16 protein-coding genes are annotated in these 16,033 nt (G+C 70.4%); 14 read left to right on the forward strand and 2 right to left on the reverse strand.

Features of this window, described 5'->3' with window-relative positions; genetic code table 11:
• The first annotated feature begins 41 nt into the window (after positions 1–41).
• From eccCa to ACAG25_RS08815, 5 genes are all read left to right on the forward strand, one after another.
• A complete protein-coding gene (gene eccCa / locus ACAG25_RS08795; protein ID WP_370488091.1) occupies positions 42–3,491 on the forward strand; it encodes a type VII secretion protein EccCa in 3,450 nt (1,149 codons plus the stop codon).
• Positions 3,473–4,564, forward strand: a complete 1,092-nt coding sequence (locus tag ACAG25_RS08800; RefSeq protein ID WP_370487964.1) for a type VII secretion-associated protein — start codon at positions 3,473–3,475, stop codon at positions 4,562–4,564. The genes eccCa and ACAG25_RS08800 overlap by 19 nt, the downstream gene beginning before the upstream one ends.
• Before the next feature lie 71 nt (positions 4,565–4,635).
• Positions 4,636–4,977 carry a WXG100 family type VII secretion target gene (locus ACAG25_RS08805; RefSeq protein WP_370487965.1) on the forward strand — a complete coding sequence of 114 codons (342 nt, stop codon included), beginning with the start codon at positions 4,636–4,638 and terminating at the stop codon, positions 4,975–4,977.
• A gap of 10 nt (positions 4,978–4,987) precedes the next feature.
• Positions 4,988–5,284, forward strand: a complete 297-nt coding sequence (locus tag ACAG25_RS08810) for a WXG100 family type VII secretion target (protein ID WP_370487966.1) — start codon at positions 4,988–4,990, stop codon at positions 5,282–5,284.
• Between the two features lie 170 nt (positions 5,285–5,454).
• Positions 5,455–6,372 (forward strand): alpha/beta hydrolase, encoded by a 918-nt coding sequence (locus tag ACAG25_RS08815; RefSeq protein ID WP_370487967.1) that lies wholly within the window; start codon positions 5,455–5,457, stop codon positions 6,370–6,372.
• On the opposite strand, the gene ACAG25_RS08820 is transcribed toward ACAG25_RS08815, so the two are convergent.
• On the reverse strand, positions 6,344–6,886 hold the full coding sequence (locus ACAG25_RS08820; RefSeq protein WP_370488092.1) for a TetR/AcrR family transcriptional regulator: 543 nt from the start codon (positions 6,884–6,886) through the stop codon (positions 6,344–6,346). The genes ACAG25_RS08815 and ACAG25_RS08820 overlap by 29 nt on opposite strands.
• Before the next feature lie 118 nt (positions 6,887–7,004).
• On the opposite strand from ACAG25_RS08820, the gene adh reads away from it, so the two are divergent.
• The 9 genes from adh to ACAG25_RS08865 all read left to right on the forward strand — a co-directional run bounded on the left by adh (position 7,005) and on the right by ACAG25_RS08865 (position 14,876).
• Positions 7,005–8,528 carry an aldehyde dehydrogenase gene (gene adh / locus ACAG25_RS08825; RefSeq protein WP_370487968.1) on the forward strand — a complete coding sequence of 508 codons (1,524 nt, stop codon included), beginning with the start codon at positions 7,005–7,007 and terminating at the stop codon, positions 8,526–8,528.
• 175 nt (positions 8,529–8,703) lie between these two features.
• The gene (gene rplM, locus ACAG25_RS08830; RefSeq protein WP_370487969.1) at positions 8,704–9,147 is read left to right on the forward strand and encodes a 50S ribosomal protein L13; all 444 of its coding nucleotides are present in this window, start codon (positions 8,704–8,706) and stop codon (positions 9,145–9,147) included.
• A complete protein-coding gene (gene rpsI, locus ACAG25_RS08835; RefSeq protein WP_370487970.1) occupies positions 9,144–9,635 on the forward strand; it encodes a 30S ribosomal protein S9 in 492 nt (163 codons plus the stop codon). Before rplM ends, rpsI begins: the two co-directional genes overlap by 4 nt.
• A 337-nt stretch (positions 9,636–9,972) precedes the next feature.
• Positions 9,973–10,452, forward strand: coding sequence for a hypothetical protein (locus tag ACAG25_RS08840; protein WP_370487971.1), 480 nt, complete (start codon positions 9,973–9,975; stop codon positions 10,450–10,452).
• A gap of 99 nt (positions 10,453–10,551) precedes the next feature.
• Entirely contained in the window at positions 10,552–11,031 is a 480-nt protein-coding gene (locus ACAG25_RS08845) for a hypothetical protein (RefSeq protein ID WP_370487972.1), read from the forward strand.
• A gap of 103 nt (positions 11,032–11,134) precedes the next feature.
• The gene (gene glmM, locus ACAG25_RS08850) at positions 11,135–12,472 is read left to right on the forward strand and encodes a phosphoglucosamine mutase (protein WP_370487973.1); all 1,338 of its coding nucleotides are present in this window, start codon (positions 11,135–11,137) and stop codon (positions 12,470–12,472) included.
• Positions 12,473–12,514: 42 nt separating this feature from the next.
• Entirely contained in the window at positions 12,515–12,820 is a 306-nt protein-coding gene (locus ACAG25_RS08855) for a type VII secretion target (protein WP_370487974.1), read from the forward strand.
• Positions 12,820–14,289 carry a hypothetical protein gene (locus ACAG25_RS08860; protein ID WP_370487975.1) on the forward strand — a complete coding sequence of 490 codons (1,470 nt, stop codon included), beginning with the start codon at positions 12,820–12,822 and terminating at the stop codon, positions 14,287–14,289. Before ACAG25_RS08855 ends, ACAG25_RS08860 begins: the two co-directional genes overlap by 1 nt.
• A gap of 11 nt (positions 14,290–14,300) precedes the next feature.
• Positions 14,301–14,876: a hypothetical protein gene (locus ACAG25_RS08865; RefSeq protein WP_370487976.1), complete on the forward strand. Its 576-nt coding sequence runs from the start codon at positions 14,301–14,303 to the stop codon at positions 14,874–14,876.
• Here ACAG25_RS08865 and ACAG25_RS08870 read toward each other — a convergent pair.
• Positions 14,851–15,993 carry an acyl-CoA dehydrogenase family protein gene (locus ACAG25_RS08870; RefSeq protein WP_370487977.1) on the reverse strand — a complete coding sequence of 381 codons (1,143 nt, stop codon included), beginning with the start codon at positions 15,991–15,993 and terminating at the stop codon, positions 14,851–14,853. The genes ACAG25_RS08865 and ACAG25_RS08870 overlap by 26 nt on opposite strands.
• Positions 15,994–16,033 lie beyond the last annotated feature (40 nt).

Below are 16,033 nucleotides of genomic sequence, written 5' to 3' on the forward strand. Positions count from 1 at the left end.
ACGTGCCCGAATCCCCGCCGGTGCCGCCGCTGGTCAAGTTCATGCCCGTGGTGATGCTGGCCGCCATGCTGGGGATGGGTGCGTGGTACCTCAGCACGGGGGCCACCCGCACGCCGATGGGCCTGATGTTCCCGGCGATGATGGTGTTCTCGGTGCTCGGGTCGCTCGTCTACGGTATGCGTGCCGGCGGCGGCACGGCCGAACTCGATCGGCGCCGCGCCGAGTACCTGCGGTATCTGGGCGGTGTCGAGCGCAGCCTGGTCACCGCCGCCGAGGCTCAGCATCGGCGCCTCCATGAACGACACCCCGACCCCACGGTCCTGTGGATCGGCAGCTCGGCCACGCGCAGTATCGGCGACGACGACTTCTGTTGTGTCCGGATGGGACTCGGTACCGTACCCGCGGCCGTGGAGGTGGTGCTTCCCCCGATCTCCGACGACGACACCGCCGATCCCGTCACCAGCACCGCGGTACGCCGACTCGGCCGCGCCTTCACCGACGTGTCCGACGCCCCGGTCACCGTGGACCTCGCCGCGCTCCGGCGTATCGAGCTCACGGGGGATCACGACGCGTGCCGGGCCTGCGCCCGCGCGATCATCTGTCAGATCGCCGTGCACCACCGCGCCGACGCGGTCGGGATCGAGGTGTGTGCCGGCGGTGACGCCCAATCGGACTGGGATTGGCTGAAGTGGCTGCCCCACACGTCGATGCCACCGACTGCGCATCGGGTTGTCGTCGTCGACCACGCCGAACCGCCGCCGCCGGAGTGCAACTGCACCCTGATCGTTCTGACCCCGGGCGCGGCGCACGACCCGGTCCGTGTGCTCGCCGACGGTCGTCCCTGCGAGGTCGTCGCCGACGAGATGGCCGAGATCGACGCGATCAGCTGTGCGCGCAGGTTGGGTCGGACCGAGGTGCGCCCGGCAGCGGATGACCCGCGGGATTGGTTGGCGCTGAACGACATCGATGATCTCGACGGTGTCGATGTCGCGACGTATCGGGGCAGGCGCGGCGGCGCCGACCGGTTGCGGGTGCCGGTCGGGGTGGCCGACGACGGAACCGTGGTCACGCTCGACATCAAGGAGGCGGCGGCCGGCGGGATGGGTCCGCACGGCCTGTGCGTCGGAGCGACCGGATCGGGCAAGTCCGAGTTCCTTCGAACTCTGACGCTGGGCATGATCGCCGCTCACAGCTCCGAGGAGCTGAACCTGGTGCTCGTCGACTTCAAGGGCGGCGCGACGTTTCTGGGTCTCGAACAGGCCCGCCATGTCGCGGCGGTGATCACCAACCTGGCCGACGAGGCCCACCTGGTCGCACGCATGCGCCACGCGCTCGCCGGCGAGGTCACCCGCCGCCAGGAGCTACTGCGCGCGGCAGGCAACTTCACCGATCTGACCGCCTACCGGCAGGCCCGCGCACGCGGCGTTGACCTCGCCCCGCTGCCCGCGTTGTTCATCGTCGTCGACGAGTTCTCCGAGCTCCTGAGCGCCCACCCTGACTTCGCCGACCTGTTCGTGGCGATCGGACGGCTGGGCCGCTCGCTGGGCATGCATCTGCTGCTGGCCAGCCAGCGCCTCGACGAAGGCCGGCTGCGCGGCCTGGAAACCCACCTGTCCTACCGGGTGTGCCTCAAGACGTTCTCCGCGGCCGACTCCCGGGCCGTCCTGGGGGTTCCCGACGCCTACCATCTACCCGCCGCCCCCGGCGCGGCCTATCTGCGAACCGCCGACGGGCAGCTCACCCGATTCCAGACCGCGTACGTCTCCGGAACTCACGCCCTACCGCAGCGCAGAGACACCGATCCGGGCCGCGCGACGGTCGAGAGGTTCACGCGCGTCGTCGCACCCGTGACCGATCACCGGCCGGACAGCCCGAGCATGCCACTGCTGGAGATCGTCCTGCACCGCTTCGCGAGCACCGGACCGGCGGCGCACCCCGTGTGGCTTCCCCCGCTGCGGCGTGCGCCGCGGCTGGATGTCCTGCTCGACCATGCCTCCGTGCTGCGCGTTCCGATCGGAGTGGTGGACTGCCCGTTCGAGCAGCGCTACGAACCCCTGATCGTCGACTTGTCCGGCGCGGCAGGCAATCTCGTCGTGGTCGGTGGCCCGCAGGCGGGTAAGTCGACGACGTTGCGCACGGTGATCTGCGCGTTGGCCGCCACCCACGACGCCACACAGGTGCAGTTCTACTGCCTGGACTTCGGTGGTGGCGCCCTGAGCCTGCTGCGTGGTGTGCCCCATGTCGGCACGGTCGCCGGTCGCGCCGACGCCGAACTGTGCCGCCGCACCGTGGCGACCGTCGAGGCCGTGATCCACCGCCGGGCGGCGGCCTTCCGCGAACTGGGTGTAAGCAGCATGTCGGAGTACCGGGCCGTCGCCGAAGATCCGTTCGGCGAGGTGTTCCTGGTCGTCGACGGCTGGGCGAGCCTGCGCGAGCAGTTCGAGCACCTGGAGGCCGCGATCACCGCAGTGGCCGGACAGGGTCTGTCCTACGGCGTCCACGTCATGCTCGCGGCGGCGCGCTGGGCGGACCTGCGACCGGCGCTCAAAGACCAGCTCGGCACCCGCATCGAGCTGCGACTGGGTGACCCCGCGGAGTCCGAGATGGACCGTCGCAGGGCGCGGGAACTCCCCGACCTGGCGGCCGGGCACGGAATCACCCGCACCGGGCGGGAATTCGCGATCGCTGTGCCCGACGGGGTGGTGCCGCGCCACGAGGCCACCACACCGTCCGCGCCGCCGGTCGAACTCCTGCCACTCCAGGTTCGCCTCGACGCCGTGGCCGACGGGGTCACAGCCGGTGGGCTCGTCCTCGGCGTCGGGGAAGGTGACCTGCGACCGGTCCGCGTCGATTTAGACGATCATCCGCACCTGCTGGTCCTCGGCGACACCGAGTGCGGCAAGACCGCGCTGCTGCGCACACTGTGCACCCAACTGACCCGCACCCGCTCCGCCGCGCACGTCCAGCTGGAGCTCGTGGACTACCGGCGCACGCTGCTCGGCGTCGTCGAATCCGCGCACCTGGGCAGCTATTCGGTCTCCGGGGTGGCACTGAGCGCCCGGATGGCAGTGCTGCAGCAGCAGCTCACCGCCCGCCTGCCCGACGAGCACGTCACCCAGCAGCAGCTGCGGGACCGCTCCTGGTGGTCGGGTCCCGACATCTACTTGGTGATCGACGACTACGACCTGGTCGCCGGCGCGACGGGTAACCCGCTGACCCCGCTCGCCGACTTCCTGCCGCACGCCAAGGACATCGGGTTGCGGGTGATCGTCGCCCGGCGGTCCGGCGGTGCGGCGCGGGCACTGTTCGACCCGGTGCTGGCCAGGCTGCGCGACATGGGCTGCAGTGGACTGCTGCTGAGCGCGCACCCCGACGAAGGGGTGCTGTTCGGCGGGATCCGGGCGACGCCGCAACCTCCCGGCCGGGGAACGCTGACCGTACGCGGCCGCAGAGACGAGCTGATCCAGACCGCGTGGGTGGACCCGCAGTGACCGTGCTCGTCGAGGTGGGTCCGAATACCGTTCGCGGACACCGAGATCCGCCGAGCGAGTGGGTGGCCGTGGCGATCGACTGCGTCGACGACGACCTCGCGCTGCTCGACGACCGGCTCGTCGCCGTCACCGATCTCTGGCGTGACGTCCTGAAGGTGGCGATCGGTGACCAGCCGGGGCAGGACGTGGCGTTCGTGCTGCCGAGCTGGTGGCCGGACACCCGAGCGGTCGCGGTGACGGCCGCCCTCGACCGCCAGGTCGCGACACACACCCGGCTCGAACTGCTCACTGTGGGCACTGACGCGACAGTCATCGAGGTCGCCGACGAGCTCGTCCTGATCGCGCACGGTGCGGACGAACCCGCGGTGCTCGACCGGCACGCGCTGGACCTGATCGGCCATCTGGGCGGTGTCCCCGAGGTGCTGGTCGACCTGCCCGCCGGTGTCACACCCCTGCCGCGCGAAGTACTGACCGACTTGAGCGGCGCCGGGATACGCATCGGGTATGCGGGACACCCGCAGCTCCCGTCCGGGTCTCCGGAGCGGGCCGTCCGCCGCGGACCGCCGCGTCGACGTGTCGCGGCAGGGCTGGGCGTGGTCACCGCGGTGGGCCTCGGCTGGGCGCTGCAACCGAACCCGGCCCCGACCGACGAGGACGCGGTGTGGCTGATCGAGAGCGGCGTCGGGATGCAGGTGCCCGCGCACTGGACCGTCGAACGGGTGACCGCCGGACCGGGGTCGGCGCGGGTCCAGGTCAGCGACCCGGCCGCACCGGCGGCCCTGCACCTGACGCAGTCGCGGCTCACGACACCCGACGGGCCCGCCGCGACCTTGCAGTCCGCCCTGGACGCCGAGGCGCCCGGAGTGTTCGTGGACTTCCGACCGAACGGGCGCGTCGGCGACCGCGCGGCGGTGACCTATCGCGAGGTCCGCGCCGACAGCCACACCCGGTGGGCGGTGGTCACCGACGACACCACGGCCATCGCGATCGGTTGCCAGAGCGCCCCGGCCGACGCCGCCGCGCTGCAGCACATCTGCACCCGGGCCGTCGAATCGGCGCGGGTCTTCGATTGAGCGGAACCGATCGCCGCGCCGCGACGTCCTAACAACAACTCCGAGAAAAGCTGCCGCGAAAGGACCTGCCGATGTCGACACCCGCCGTACCCCCACCGCCCGAAACATCGGCACTGGCCACCGATCTGGACCTCATGGTCGCGGTCGCCGGCAGAACCGACGCGCGCAACGACGAGCTGCGCGCCATGCTGAATTCGTTCATCGCGGCGATGAGCAGCGTGCCGTCCTCGGTGTGGGGCGGGGTGGCCGCGGTGCGCTTCCGCGAGGTCGTCGAGCGCTGGAACGGCGAGTCGGTCAGGCTGCACGCCGCGCTGGCCCGGATCGCCGAGACCATCCGGGACAACGAACGCGTGCTGCGGACCGTCGGCGAATCCCATTCGCAGCGTATCGATTCCGTGGCAGCCGGGCTGTAAGGAGGACGAGATGGACCCCACCCTGTCCTACGACTTCGGCGCCATCGAGTACACGGTGCGCCAGGAAATCCACACCACCACGGCCCGGTTCAACGCGGCGCTCGACGACCTGCGCGCGCAGATCGCACCGCTGCAGGCGACCTGGACCCGTGAGGCCGCCGAGGCTTACCGGGTCGAGCAGGCACGCTGGGAGCAGGCGGCGGCCGCGCTGAACGAGATCCTCGTCAGCCTCGGCAACGCGGTGCGTGACGGAGCCGACGACGTGGCCGCCACCGACCGGCGCGCCGCCCGAGCCTGGGGCGGGTGAACCCGCCCCACCAGAGCCTGCGCGGCCCCGGACCGGAGGGGAGCCGGCCGGGGCCGCGCAGTACTGGAGGCGAAAACCTGAGCAACCCTGCACCACACACCGGTGACCAGCGCAGACCCCGCATCCGAACGCGAGTTGTCAACGCGCGCGGCCGGTTCGACGATGAAGAAATGAACATCGCAGACTATGCGGCCTTCCTGCCGCCGGCCTATCGGACCGACATCGCCGATCCGGTCTCGACGTGGTGGCGCTGGGGCGCCCACCGTGTGCACATCGCCCGGGCGGTGGTCCCCGAGGCGGCCGCGCGGGTCATGGTGATCCACGGCGGCGGCGGGTACAGCGGCGCGCTGTGGCCGTTCTCCACCGTCGCCGCCGGCGAGGGCGTCGACGTGCTGTCGCCGGACCTGCCGCTCTACGGCGACACCGAGGTCAGCGATCCCGGCGGGGTGCGTTACGACGACTGGGTCGACCTGCTGTGCGACCTGGTGCGCGCCGAACGCGCCGCCGATCCGCGGCCGCTGATCCTGTTCGGCGCCAGCATGGGCGGGATGCTGGCCTATGAGGTGGCCGCCCGGACCGGGCAGGTCGCGGCGGTGGCCGCTACGTGCCTGCTCGATCTGACCGACCCGGCCGCGCGTGCCGCGGCGACCCGGTTCCCGTGGCTGGGCCGGCCGGCGCCGGTGGTGCTGCGCACCGCAGCGTCCATGCTCGGCCGGGTGCGGCTTCCGATTCGCTGGCTGGCGAATATGTCGCAGATGAGCACCGACGAGCGGTTGTCGCAGCTGTGTGCGCGCGACCCGCGCGGCGGGGGCGTCAGCGTCCCGGTCGGGTTCCTGTCCAGCTGGATGTCGTTCCGGCACACCGCGCCGCAGACCTATGTCGGCCCACCGGTGACGTTGGTGGCGCCGGCCGCCGACACCTGGACCCCGCCCGAGCTGAGCGTCCGCTTCCTGGAACGTATTTCGGCGCCCACCAGGCTGGTCATGCTGGACCGCTGCGGGCATTTCCCGATCGAGGAGCCCGGGCTCACCCAGCTGCGCGACGCGCTGCGGACACTGCTCAGGCAGGTGGTGGAGCCAGCCGGTTGAGGAGGCGGGCCAGTGCCTCGGCGTCGAATCCGTGGCGGGTCTGGACGCGGTGCAGTTGCGCGTCGAGGGCGTGCACCAGCGTGCGCGCGGTCAACTCGGGATCCTCACCGCCACGGTCACACCGCTTCAGGTGGAACGCCACCTCCTCGCAGATGCGGTCCTCGAACGCCTGGAGTTCGGCCATCTCGTCGGCATCCACCGGCACCATCCGGTGCAGCAGCGCGTGCAGCCGCGGCCGGTCGCGGTGCAACTCGACGACCGTCTCCAGCAGCGTGCGCATCGTCGTGTCGAACGGTGGCTGCTCCTCGCGCAGCCGGTCGAACACCGCGGTGAGGCGGCGGTCGGCCTCGCGGACGTGGCGCGCCGCCACCGCCCGCAACAGCGCGGACTTGTCCGGGAAGTACTGGTATAGCGTCCCGATGGACAGGCCGGCACGCGCGGCGATGCGGTTGGTCGTGGCGCTCATTCCCTCCCGCGAGAACACCTGCGCCGCGGCCTCGACCAGGGTGTCCACCGTTTCCCGGGCGCGGCGCTGGCGCGGGGTCCGTCGGGGCTCGTCGCGGGTCACCCCCTGAGCGTAGGTTGAGTGACGCACAACACATCGAGATCGGCAACAGAGCAGGAGATCCACCATGACCGTGTACGCCCGTCCCGGTACCGACGGCTCGCTGATGTCGTTCAAGGATCGCTACGACAACTTCATCGGCGGACAGTGGGTCGCCCCTGCCGCCGGGCGCTATTTCGAGAACCCCACCCCGGTCACGGGGCAGCCGTTCTGCGAGGTCGCGCGCTCCGACGAGGCCGACATCGAGAAGGCGCTCGACGCCGCGCACGCCGCCGCGCCGGCCTGGGGCAAGACCACCGCCGCCGAGCGCGCGGGGGTGCTGAACAAGATCGCCGACCGCATCGAAGCCAACCTCGAATCGATCGCGCTGGCCGAATCGTGGGACAACGGCAAGCCCATCCGCGAGACGCTCAACGCCGACATCCCGCTGGCCGTCGACCACTTCCGCTACTTCGCGGCCGCCATCCGCGCGCAGGAGGGCTCGATCAGCGAGATCGATGCCGACACCGTCGCGTATCACTTCCAGGAACCGCTCGGTGTCGTCGGCCAGATCATCCCGTGGAACTTCCCGATCCTGATGGCCACCTGGAAGCTCGCGCCCGCGCTGGCCGCCGGCAACGCCGTCGTCCTCAAACCGGCCGAGCAGACCCCGGCCTCGATCCTCTATCTGATGGAGTTGATCGGCGATCTGCTGCCGGCCGGTGTCGTCAACGTCGTCAACGGGTTCGGGCTCGAAGCCGGTAAGCCGCTCGCGTCGAGCAACCGTATCGCCAAGATCGCGTTCACCGGCGAGACCTCGACGGGGCGGCTGATCATGGGCTACGCCTCGCAGAACCTGATCCCGGTCACGCTGGAATTGGGCGGCAAGAGCCCCAACATCTTCTTCAACGATGTGCTCGCCGCCCACGACAGCTACCAGGACAAGGCGCTGGAGGGCTTCACCATGTTCGCCCTCAACCAGGGCGAGGTCTGCACCTGTCCGTCCCGGTCGCTCATCCAGGCCGACATCTTCGACGAGTTCCTGGAGTTGGCCGCCATCCGCACGAAGGCGGTCCGCCAGGGCGATCCGCTGGACTCCGAGACGATGATCGGCGCGCAGGCCTCCACCGACCAACTCGAGAAGATCCTGTCCTACATCGAGATCGGCCGCAACGAAGGTGCCCAGGTGGTCACCGGTGGCGAACGGGCCGACCTCGGCGGTGATCTGAACGGCGGATATTACGTGGCGCCAACGATTTTCACCGGCAACAACAAGATGCGCGTGTTCCAGGAGGAGATCTTCGGGCCGGTCGTGGCTGTCACGTCGTTCCGCGACTACGACGAAGCCATCAGCATCGCCAACGACACCCTCTACGGGCTGGGCGCCGGCGTCTGGACCCGCGACGGCAACACCGCCTACCGGGCCGGCCGCGACATCAAGGCCGGGCGGGTGTGGACCAACTGCTACCACCAGTACCCGGCGCACGCGGCGTTCGGCGGGTACAAGCAGTCCGGCGTGGGCCGGGAGAACCACAAGATGATGCTCGACCACTACCAGCAGACCAAGAACCTGCTGGTCAGCTACAGCGACAAGGCGCAAGGCTTCTTCTGATGCGGACGCTGAGTGCGTTTTGACCTGCGCCGACGCGTGTAGGTAAGCTGCCTCGTTGGCGTGCGCCGCTAGCCGGAACCTCGGGTCCCTGCCGGTCGCCGAGGCTATCTCTTCGATGCGCACGCCAGACCGGCCCCCGGGTCTCCGGGATCCCCCATATAGAGAGGTATGCGCTGTGCCTACGTACACGCCGAAGGCGGGTGACACCACGCGCTCGTGGTACGTCATCGACGCCACCGACGTGGTGCTCGGCCGGCTCGCCGTCGCAGCTGCCACCCTGCTGCGCGGCAAGCACAAGCCGACATTCACGCCCAATGTCGACGGCGGTGACTTCGTCATCGTCATCAACGCAGACAAGGTCGCCATCAGCGGCGACAAGCTGCAGAACAAGTTCGCCTACCGTCACTCGGGGTATCCCGGCGGTCTGCGCAGGCGCAGCATCGGCGAGCTGATGGAGAAGCACCCCGATCGGGTGGTCGAGAAGGCCATCATCGGCATGCTGCCCAAGAACAAGCTCGGCCGTCAGGTGCAGAAGAAGCTGCGGGTGTACGCCGGTGCCGAGCACCCGCACACCGCCCAGCAGCCGATTCCGTACGAGATCAAGCAGGTGGCCCAGTGACCGAAGCCGACTACACCGATGTCGAGACCGGAGCCGTCGAGACCGAAGTCGTCGAGACCGACGCCCCGTACTCGCTCGAGCCGCAGGAACCGGTCCTGATCGACCGTCCGATCCAGACCGTCGGCCGCCGCAAGGAAGCCGTCGTCCGCGTCCGCCTGGTTCCGGGCACCGGACAGTTCAACCTCGACGGTCGCACCCTGGAGAACTACTTCCCCAACAAGGTGCACCAGCAGCTCATCAAGGCTCCGCTGGTGACGGTCGACCGCCTCGAGCAGTTCGACATCTACGCCCACCTCGACGGCGGTGGCCCGTCCGGGCAGGCCGGCGCGCTGCGCCTGGCGATCGCCCGTGCACTGATCCTGGTGCAGCCCGAGGACCGGCCCGCGCTGAAGAAGGCGGGCTTCCTGACCCGCGACCCGCGCGCCATCGAGCGCAAGAAGTACGGCCTCAAGAAGGCCCGCAAGGCGCCTCAGTACAGCAAGCGCTGATCTTCACCGGCCGACGCCCGGCATCCGCACCGCGGATGGCCGGGCGTCTGTCGTTTGGGGCTGGTGTGGCCTGGAACACACCGGCAATTCTGCGGCGTCCTGGTTAAGCGCCATCCGCGGATGTCCAGGAGTGTCGGCGAACGAGTTAATCAGCCGGGCTCACGGTCTGCGTGCCGTGAGTGGGGGCGTGGTTGCATCCTGCGACGCGGGCTTGCAAGCCTCGAAAGCGAAGCCCGGGCGTCCGTCGCGGCGTCGGCAGGCCGCTTCTGCCCCCGTAGGCGAGTCAGTCATCTCGCCGGAATTGGGCCGAGGCTTCGTGACTGAAAAGGAGTTACACATGAGCTTTGTGAAGACCGCCGCAGCAGGCGCCCTCCTCGGTGGAGGCATGCTCTTCACCGCCGGTGTCGGCATGGCCGGCGCGCAACCCGCCGTTCCGACCCCCGACGGCCTGGTCGACATCGCCGTCGGTGACGTCACGATCCTGCGTGGCGTGCCCGCCGACGCCGCGGCCGTGACCGCCGGTGCGCTGTGTGGCACCGCCCCCGAGGAAGTCGGGGCGCTCGCCCAGCAGGTCGACAGCGAGAGCGTCGCCCAGACCGTGTGCGCGGGACTGCCCGGTGGCGACCTGGTGCTGACGCAGAACGTCAGCAGCACCCAGGAGCAGCCGAGCACGACCGACGGCTCCGGTGAAGGCACGACCGGCTCGGCCGAGTCCGAGACCGGTAGCGCCGAGGGCGCCACCGAGGGCACCGAGGGTGCCAACGAGGGCTCCGGGACCGTCGAGGACGGGACCACCTCGCCCGGCACCGCCGGATAACCAGCCAGTGCTCACCGCCCGCATCCGCACCGGATGCGGGCGGTGAGTCGTTTTCGACGCAGTGGGTACTCCACGCCCCGTAACCGAAGGGAGTCACCCATGCCTGAGCTGAGGACAGTGATCAGAAGCGTCGTTGCGGGGACCTCGGTCGGCGGACTGCTCGTGGCGTCCGCCGTGGCGGTGGCCCACGCGCAGCCGGAGGACCCACCGGCCGGTCCCGACAATCTGGTGTCCGTCGTCGCCGGCGGCACCACGACCCTGGACAGCGTCGCGCTCGACGCGGCCGTCGCCGCCGTGACGGAGTTGTGCGGTGGCGATCCCGCCGCGGTGCTCGCCGTGGCCCAGCAGGTCGACGTCGAAGGCGGACAGCAGACCCTGTGCACCACGGGCGCCCAGGGCGACATCCTGATCACCCAGAACGTGGCCCAGGAGAGCGCCCCGCCCGAGCCGACACCCGCCCCTCCTGCCGAGATGGAGATCCCGCCCATCCCGGGTGAGGAAGAGGAAGCCGAGCCGGCCGACACGCCCGCAATCCCGGGTGAGGGCACGGCAGACGAGCCGTTCAGCGCGCAGGAGTAGCGCCCGCCCGCACTCGTCACGGCGCCGTATCGATCCGGCGACGGCCCTTTCCTGCCGTGTCGCCGGTTAGGTGAGCCGCCGGTCGGTGTGAGAAGTTGTCAGGATGGCTCGACTGTTCGGCACCGACGGTGTGCGCGGAGTCGCCAACCAGGACCTCACTGCCGAGTTGGCGATGGCTCTCGGCGCGGCCGCGGCGCAGCGCCTCAGCAGAACCGGCGGCTCGCACCGCCGGACGGCGGTCATCGGCCGCGACCCGCGGGCCAGCGGGGAGATGCTCGAAGCCGCGGTGATCGCCGGGGTGACCAGCGAAGGGGTGGAGGCGCTGCGCGTCGGTGTGCTGCCGACCCCGGCCGTGGCATACCTGACCAGCGCCTATGACGCCGACTTCGGAGTGATGATCTCCGCCTCGCACAACCCCATGCCCGACAACGGCATCAAGATTTTCGGTCCCGGGGGGCACAAGCTCGACGACGACACCGAGGACCGGATCGAGGAATTGGTCCATCAGGGCCCGGGGCAACGCCCCACCGGCGCCGGGATCGGCCGGGTCGTCACGGCCGACGATGCGCTGGAGCGTTATCTGCGCCACGTCGGCAAAGCGGCGACCACCCGGCTGGACACGCTGACCGTGGTCGTCGACTGCGCGCACGGCGCGGCGTTCGAGGCGGCCCCGCGTGCCTACCGCGCGGCCGGGGCGAATGTGATCCCGATCCACGCCGAGCCCGACGGGCTGAACATCAACGACGGCTGCGGGTCGACGCACATGGACGCGCTGCGCTCGGCGGTGGTCTCCTACGGAGCCGACCTCGGGTTGGCTCACGACGGTGACGCCGACCGCTGCCTGGCCGTGGACGCGCACGGCCGTGTCGTCGACGGCGACGCCATCATGGTGGTCCTGGCGCTGGCGATGCAGGAAGCGGGCGAGCTCGTCGACGACACCCTGGTCGCCACCGTGATGAGCAACATGGGCCTTCATCTGGCGATGCGCGGCGCGGGAATCGATGTCCGCACCACCGGTGTGGGTGACCGCTACGTGCTCGAGGAGTTGCGGGCGGGCCGGTTCGCACTCGGCGGAGAGCAGTCCGGCCACATCGTGCTGCCCGCCTTCGGCACCACCGGCGACGGGATCGTGACCGGGTTGCGGCTGATGGCGCGGATGGCCCAGACCGGCCGCAGCCTCGCCGATCTCGCGGCCCCGATGCAGACGCTGCCGCAGGTGCTGATCAACGTGGCGGTCTCCGACAAGGCCACGGTTGCCGACGCACCGTCGGTGCGTAGCGCGGTGGCCGCGGTCGAAGCCGAGCTCGGTGATACCGGACGGATCCTGTTGCGGCCCTCCGGAACCGAACAGGTGGTCCGGGTGATGGTCGAAGCGGCCGACGAGGACACCGCGCGCCAGATGGCGGTGCGGGTCGCGGACTCGGTCAGCGCGCAGAGCTGATCTGACGGGAACCGTCGGCGCGTCCTCGGCGTCCTAACAGACATGGGGACGACCGACGCGGCGCATGTCGACGTCGCGGCCGTGCATGCGGTCGCGCGCGAGTACGAAGCGGCGTCGTCGCTCATCGATGCCGCGCTGCGAAACCACATGAGCGCGCTGACGTTCGGAGGCGCGACGGCCGGACAGGCCTACGCGGCGCACGGTGATGCGTTACGGGACGCGCTGCACGGGTTGACCGTCGGGCTGCGCGAGTGGTCACGTGCCGCCGCCGAGATCGCCGCAGTGTTGCACGCCGGTGCCGACCGCTACCGGCACGCTGACCTCGCGGCTCGCGAGCGGCTGGGTTGATGGCCGAAAACATGGATGTCGCAGGGCGATTGGCAGACGGCCAACCCGCGATCGCCAATCTCGAGCAGTATCTGTGGGCCGCGCGGCAGGTCGGTTACGGCCACCCCGACCTGACCCTGCACGTCGGACAACTGCGGAACTGGTATTCCAGCGAGGACGGGATGGACCTGGCGGTGCTGGCCGGGGACGCAGCGGCCCTGGGAGCCGTGACCTCGGCCTGTCACGCGGCGTCGGCCGTGCAGGATCGCCAACTCGGCGCGCTGCCGGCGGCCTGGAGCGGATCGGGCGCGCAGGCCTGCCTGGAGTTCCTGCGCGGCCACGGTGCGGCATCGGCCGATGTCACTGCGGCGGTCCGCGCCGCGGCCGACGCGCTGACCGAAGCGGTCGAGGTCCTGTGGGGCCTGGTCGACGCGAAGGTGGGTGCCGTCGTCGAGGTCGAGGGACGCACCGCGGACAGCCGGGAGCGGTGGCTGTCCGCCGCGGCCGCCCTGACCACCGGTGGTGGTGACCGCGCCGCGGCTGTCGAGGTGGTGGAGCACGCCGTGAAACCGTTCGCGGAGAACGTGATCCAGGCCGAAGTGCTGACGACGCTACGCGACACGACGGCCGCGATCGGTGACACCTACCGGGCCGTCACGGCGGAAGTGGCCTCCGGGAGGATTCCCTCCTTCGCCGTACCCGGCGAGTTGGGTCCCACCGTCGCGGCCGCCTGCGTCGAGGAGCGCGTCTGTGCCGAGCCGGCAGCGGCGGGCAGTGCCGCTGCGGCACCGCCGCCCGCGGCGCCGGTCACGATGGCAGCGGCGCCGTCGCCCGCGCCGGTTTCAGCGGCGGCTGCGCCTGTGGTCCCGGCCGCTGCGGCCCCGCCTCTCGGGGTGGCCCCGTCGTCCGCGCCGCCGGCCGAGTTGTCCGGGCCGCCGGCCGAGACGCCCCTGCCACCGCCACCGCCCGCACCCATGCCGGCTGCCGCGCCGCCGCCGAGCGCGCTGGGTTCTCCCGGCGGGGACTTCGGAGGCGGGCTGTCGGGGCTGGGGCAGCAGTTCTCCGACACGTTGCGCGGCCTGTTGGGTGGTGGATCCGGCGGTTTCGACGCCCCCGACCTCGAGCCGCCGGACCTCGATCAGCCTGAGCTCGGCGAGGTGGACCCAGACGAACCAGACCTCGACGACCCGGAAGCCGACGACGAGGCGGAATCCGACGAAGACCCGGACCCCGAGGCCGGTGCGGAAACCGGTGACGAACTGATCGCGCCCGCCGATGCGGGACCGCCGCCCGCCGAGGACTGTGCGCCCGCGGACGCAGACGTGGCGCTCGACGCGGCCGCGACCCCCGCGCCGGAAGCCGCGCCGTCGGTAACCGAGCCCGCGCCGCCGGTGCAGCCGCTCCCGCCCGCGGAGCCGGCCGCGGCCGAGCAGACGCCGTGCGAGATCGCCGAAGGCGAGGTCCCGCAGGTCGGTGAACCGGCGGGGTAGCGTGCGCTCTCGTGAGACTGCGGATGTGGCAGGTCGCGTTCTTGTTCGTCCTCGGCGGTGCGGCTGCGCTGCTCGGCGACCACAGCCATGTGGTCACGGGCACGACCGTCTATCACACCGACGCCGTGCCGTTCCTGTGGAGCAGCCCGCTGTGGTTCCCTCTGCTGGTCGGAGCCGCAACCGCTGCGCTGGCCGAGATCCGCCTGCGTCTTCCGGCGCCGCGCTCCACGGTCAGCATGCGGCACGTGGTGGGCGGGGTGGCATCGGTGGTCGGGATGTACGCCGCCACGGCCGTGCTGCACAGCGCGCCGGTGGTGCCGGTGACCGCGTTGATCGCCGCGGCTGCGGTGATCGTGTGGTGTGTCGTCGGCGACGGTCGGGGCGCGGTGTGCGGCGCTATCGCGGCGCTCGTCGGCCCGGTCGTGGAGATCGCCCTGGCGGGCGCCGGGGTGTTCGCCTACGGACCGGACTGCGACCAATTGTTCGGCGTGGCACCATTTCTGGTGCCGTTGTATTTCGCGTTCGGCGTGGTGGCGGCGACCCTGGGAGAGCGGTGCGGACTCAGCGGCGAGCGAGGTGCCGGCTGATCACCAACCGCTGGATCTGATTGGTGCCTTCGAAGATCTGCATGATCTTGGCTTCTCGCATGTAGCGCTCCACGCGGTAGTCGCGCGTGTAGCCCGCCCCGCCGAGGACCTGGACCGCGTCGGTGGTGACCTTCATGGCGGCGTCGGTCGCGGTCAGCTTGGCGACCGATGCGTGGCGGGAGTATTCGAGACCGGCGTCGCGGCGGCGTGCGGCGTCCAGATAGGTCGCCCGCGCGGAGTCGACGGCAGCAGCCATGTCGGCCAGCAGGAACGCCAGGCCCTGGTGGTCGATGATCTTGCGGCCGAACGTGGTCCGCTCCTGGCTGTAGGACACGGCCTCGTCCAGAGCGGCCTGCGCCAGGCCGACGGCGACCGCGGCGATGCCCAGCCGGCCGGAATCCAGTGCGCTGAACGCGATCTGCAGACCCTGACCTTCTGTTCCGATCCGGCGCTCGGCCTCGATGTGTGCGTTGTCGTAGTGCGCCGTGGTGGTCGGCACCGCGTGCAGACCCATCTTCTCCTCAGGTTTGCCGAAGGTCAGACCGGCGAGGTCGCGGGGTACCAGGAAGCACGAGATTCCCTGTGAACCTTCGCCGGTGCGGGCGAACAGGTTGTAGAAGTCGGCGATGCCGCCGTGGGTGATCCACGCTTTCGCGCCGTTGATGCGGTAGCCGTCGTCAGCCGGGGTGGCCTTGCAGCTCAGTGCCGCGGCGTCGGAGCCGGCCTGTGGTTCGGAGAGACTGTAGGCGCCGATGGTCGAGCCGCCGAGCATGTCGGGCAGCCAACGTTGCCGTTGCTCGTCGGTGCCGAAGCTCATCAGCGGGTGACACGAAAGGCTGTGCACGCTGACCGCGACCGCGACGGAGGCCCACCGTGCGGCGATCTCCTCGAGCACCTGCAGGTACACCTCGTACGGTTGACCGCCCCCGCCCCATTCCTCCGGGTAGGGCAGGCTCAGCAGCCCGGCCTCGCCGAGGGTGGCGAACACGCCCTCGGGGTAGGTCTCGTCCTTCTCGTGACGGTCGACGATCGGATCGAGCACCTTGTCGGAGATGTCGCGGGCGAGGTCGACGAGCGCGTGGGCCTCGTCGGTGGGCAGCAGACGGTCGACAGCCATACTCGGAACAGTACTACAGGACGATTGACAGTACTATTTG

It is taken from the genome of Mycobacterium sp. pV006 (assembly GCF_041287115.1).
Taxonomy (GTDB): Bacteria; Actinomycetota; Actinomycetes; order Mycobacteriales; family Mycobacteriaceae; genus Mycobacterium.

Excerpts from the sequence above, each read along its gene's own strand:
- eccCa (WP_370488091.1), top strand. The coding sequence starts at position 42 with ATGCCCGTGGTGATGCTGGCCGCCATGCTGGGGATGGGTGCGTGGTAC.
- ACAG25_RS08805 (WP_370487965.1), top strand. The coding sequence starts at position 4,636 with ATGTCGACACCCGCCGTACCCCCACCGCCCGAAACATCGGCACTGGCC.
- ACAG25_RS08810 (WP_370487966.1), top strand. The coding sequence starts at position 4,988 with ATGGACCCCACCCTGTCCTACGACTTCGGCGCCATCGAGTACACGGTG.
- ACAG25_RS08815 (WP_370487967.1), top strand. The coding sequence starts at position 5,455 with ATGAACATCGCAGACTATGCGGCCTTCCTGCCGCCGGCCTATCGGACC.
- adh (WP_370487968.1), top strand. The coding sequence starts at position 7,005 with ATGACCGTGTACGCCCGTCCCGGTACCGACGGCTCGCTGATGTCGTTC.
- ACAG25_RS08840 (WP_370487971.1), top strand. The coding sequence starts at position 9,973 with ATGAGCTTTGTGAAGACCGCCGCAGCAGGCGCCCTCCTCGGTGGAGGC.
- ACAG25_RS08845 (WP_370487972.1), top strand. The coding sequence starts at position 10,552 with ATGCCTGAGCTGAGGACAGTGATCAGAAGCGTCGTTGCGGGGACCTCG.
- glmM (WP_370487973.1), top strand. The coding sequence starts at position 11,135 with ATGGCTCGACTGTTCGGCACCGACGGTGTGCGCGGAGTCGCCAACCAG.
- ACAG25_RS08855 (WP_370487974.1), top strand. The coding sequence starts at position 12,515 with ATGGGGACGACCGACGCGGCGCATGTCGACGTCGCGGCCGTGCATGCG.
- ACAG25_RS08860 (WP_370487975.1), top strand. The coding sequence starts at position 12,820 with ATGGCCGAAAACATGGATGTCGCAGGGCGATTGGCAGACGGCCAACCC.
- ACAG25_RS08870 (WP_370487977.1), bottom strand. The coding sequence starts at position 15,993 with ATGGCTGTCGACCGTCTGCTGCCCACCGACGAGGCCCACGCGCTCGTC.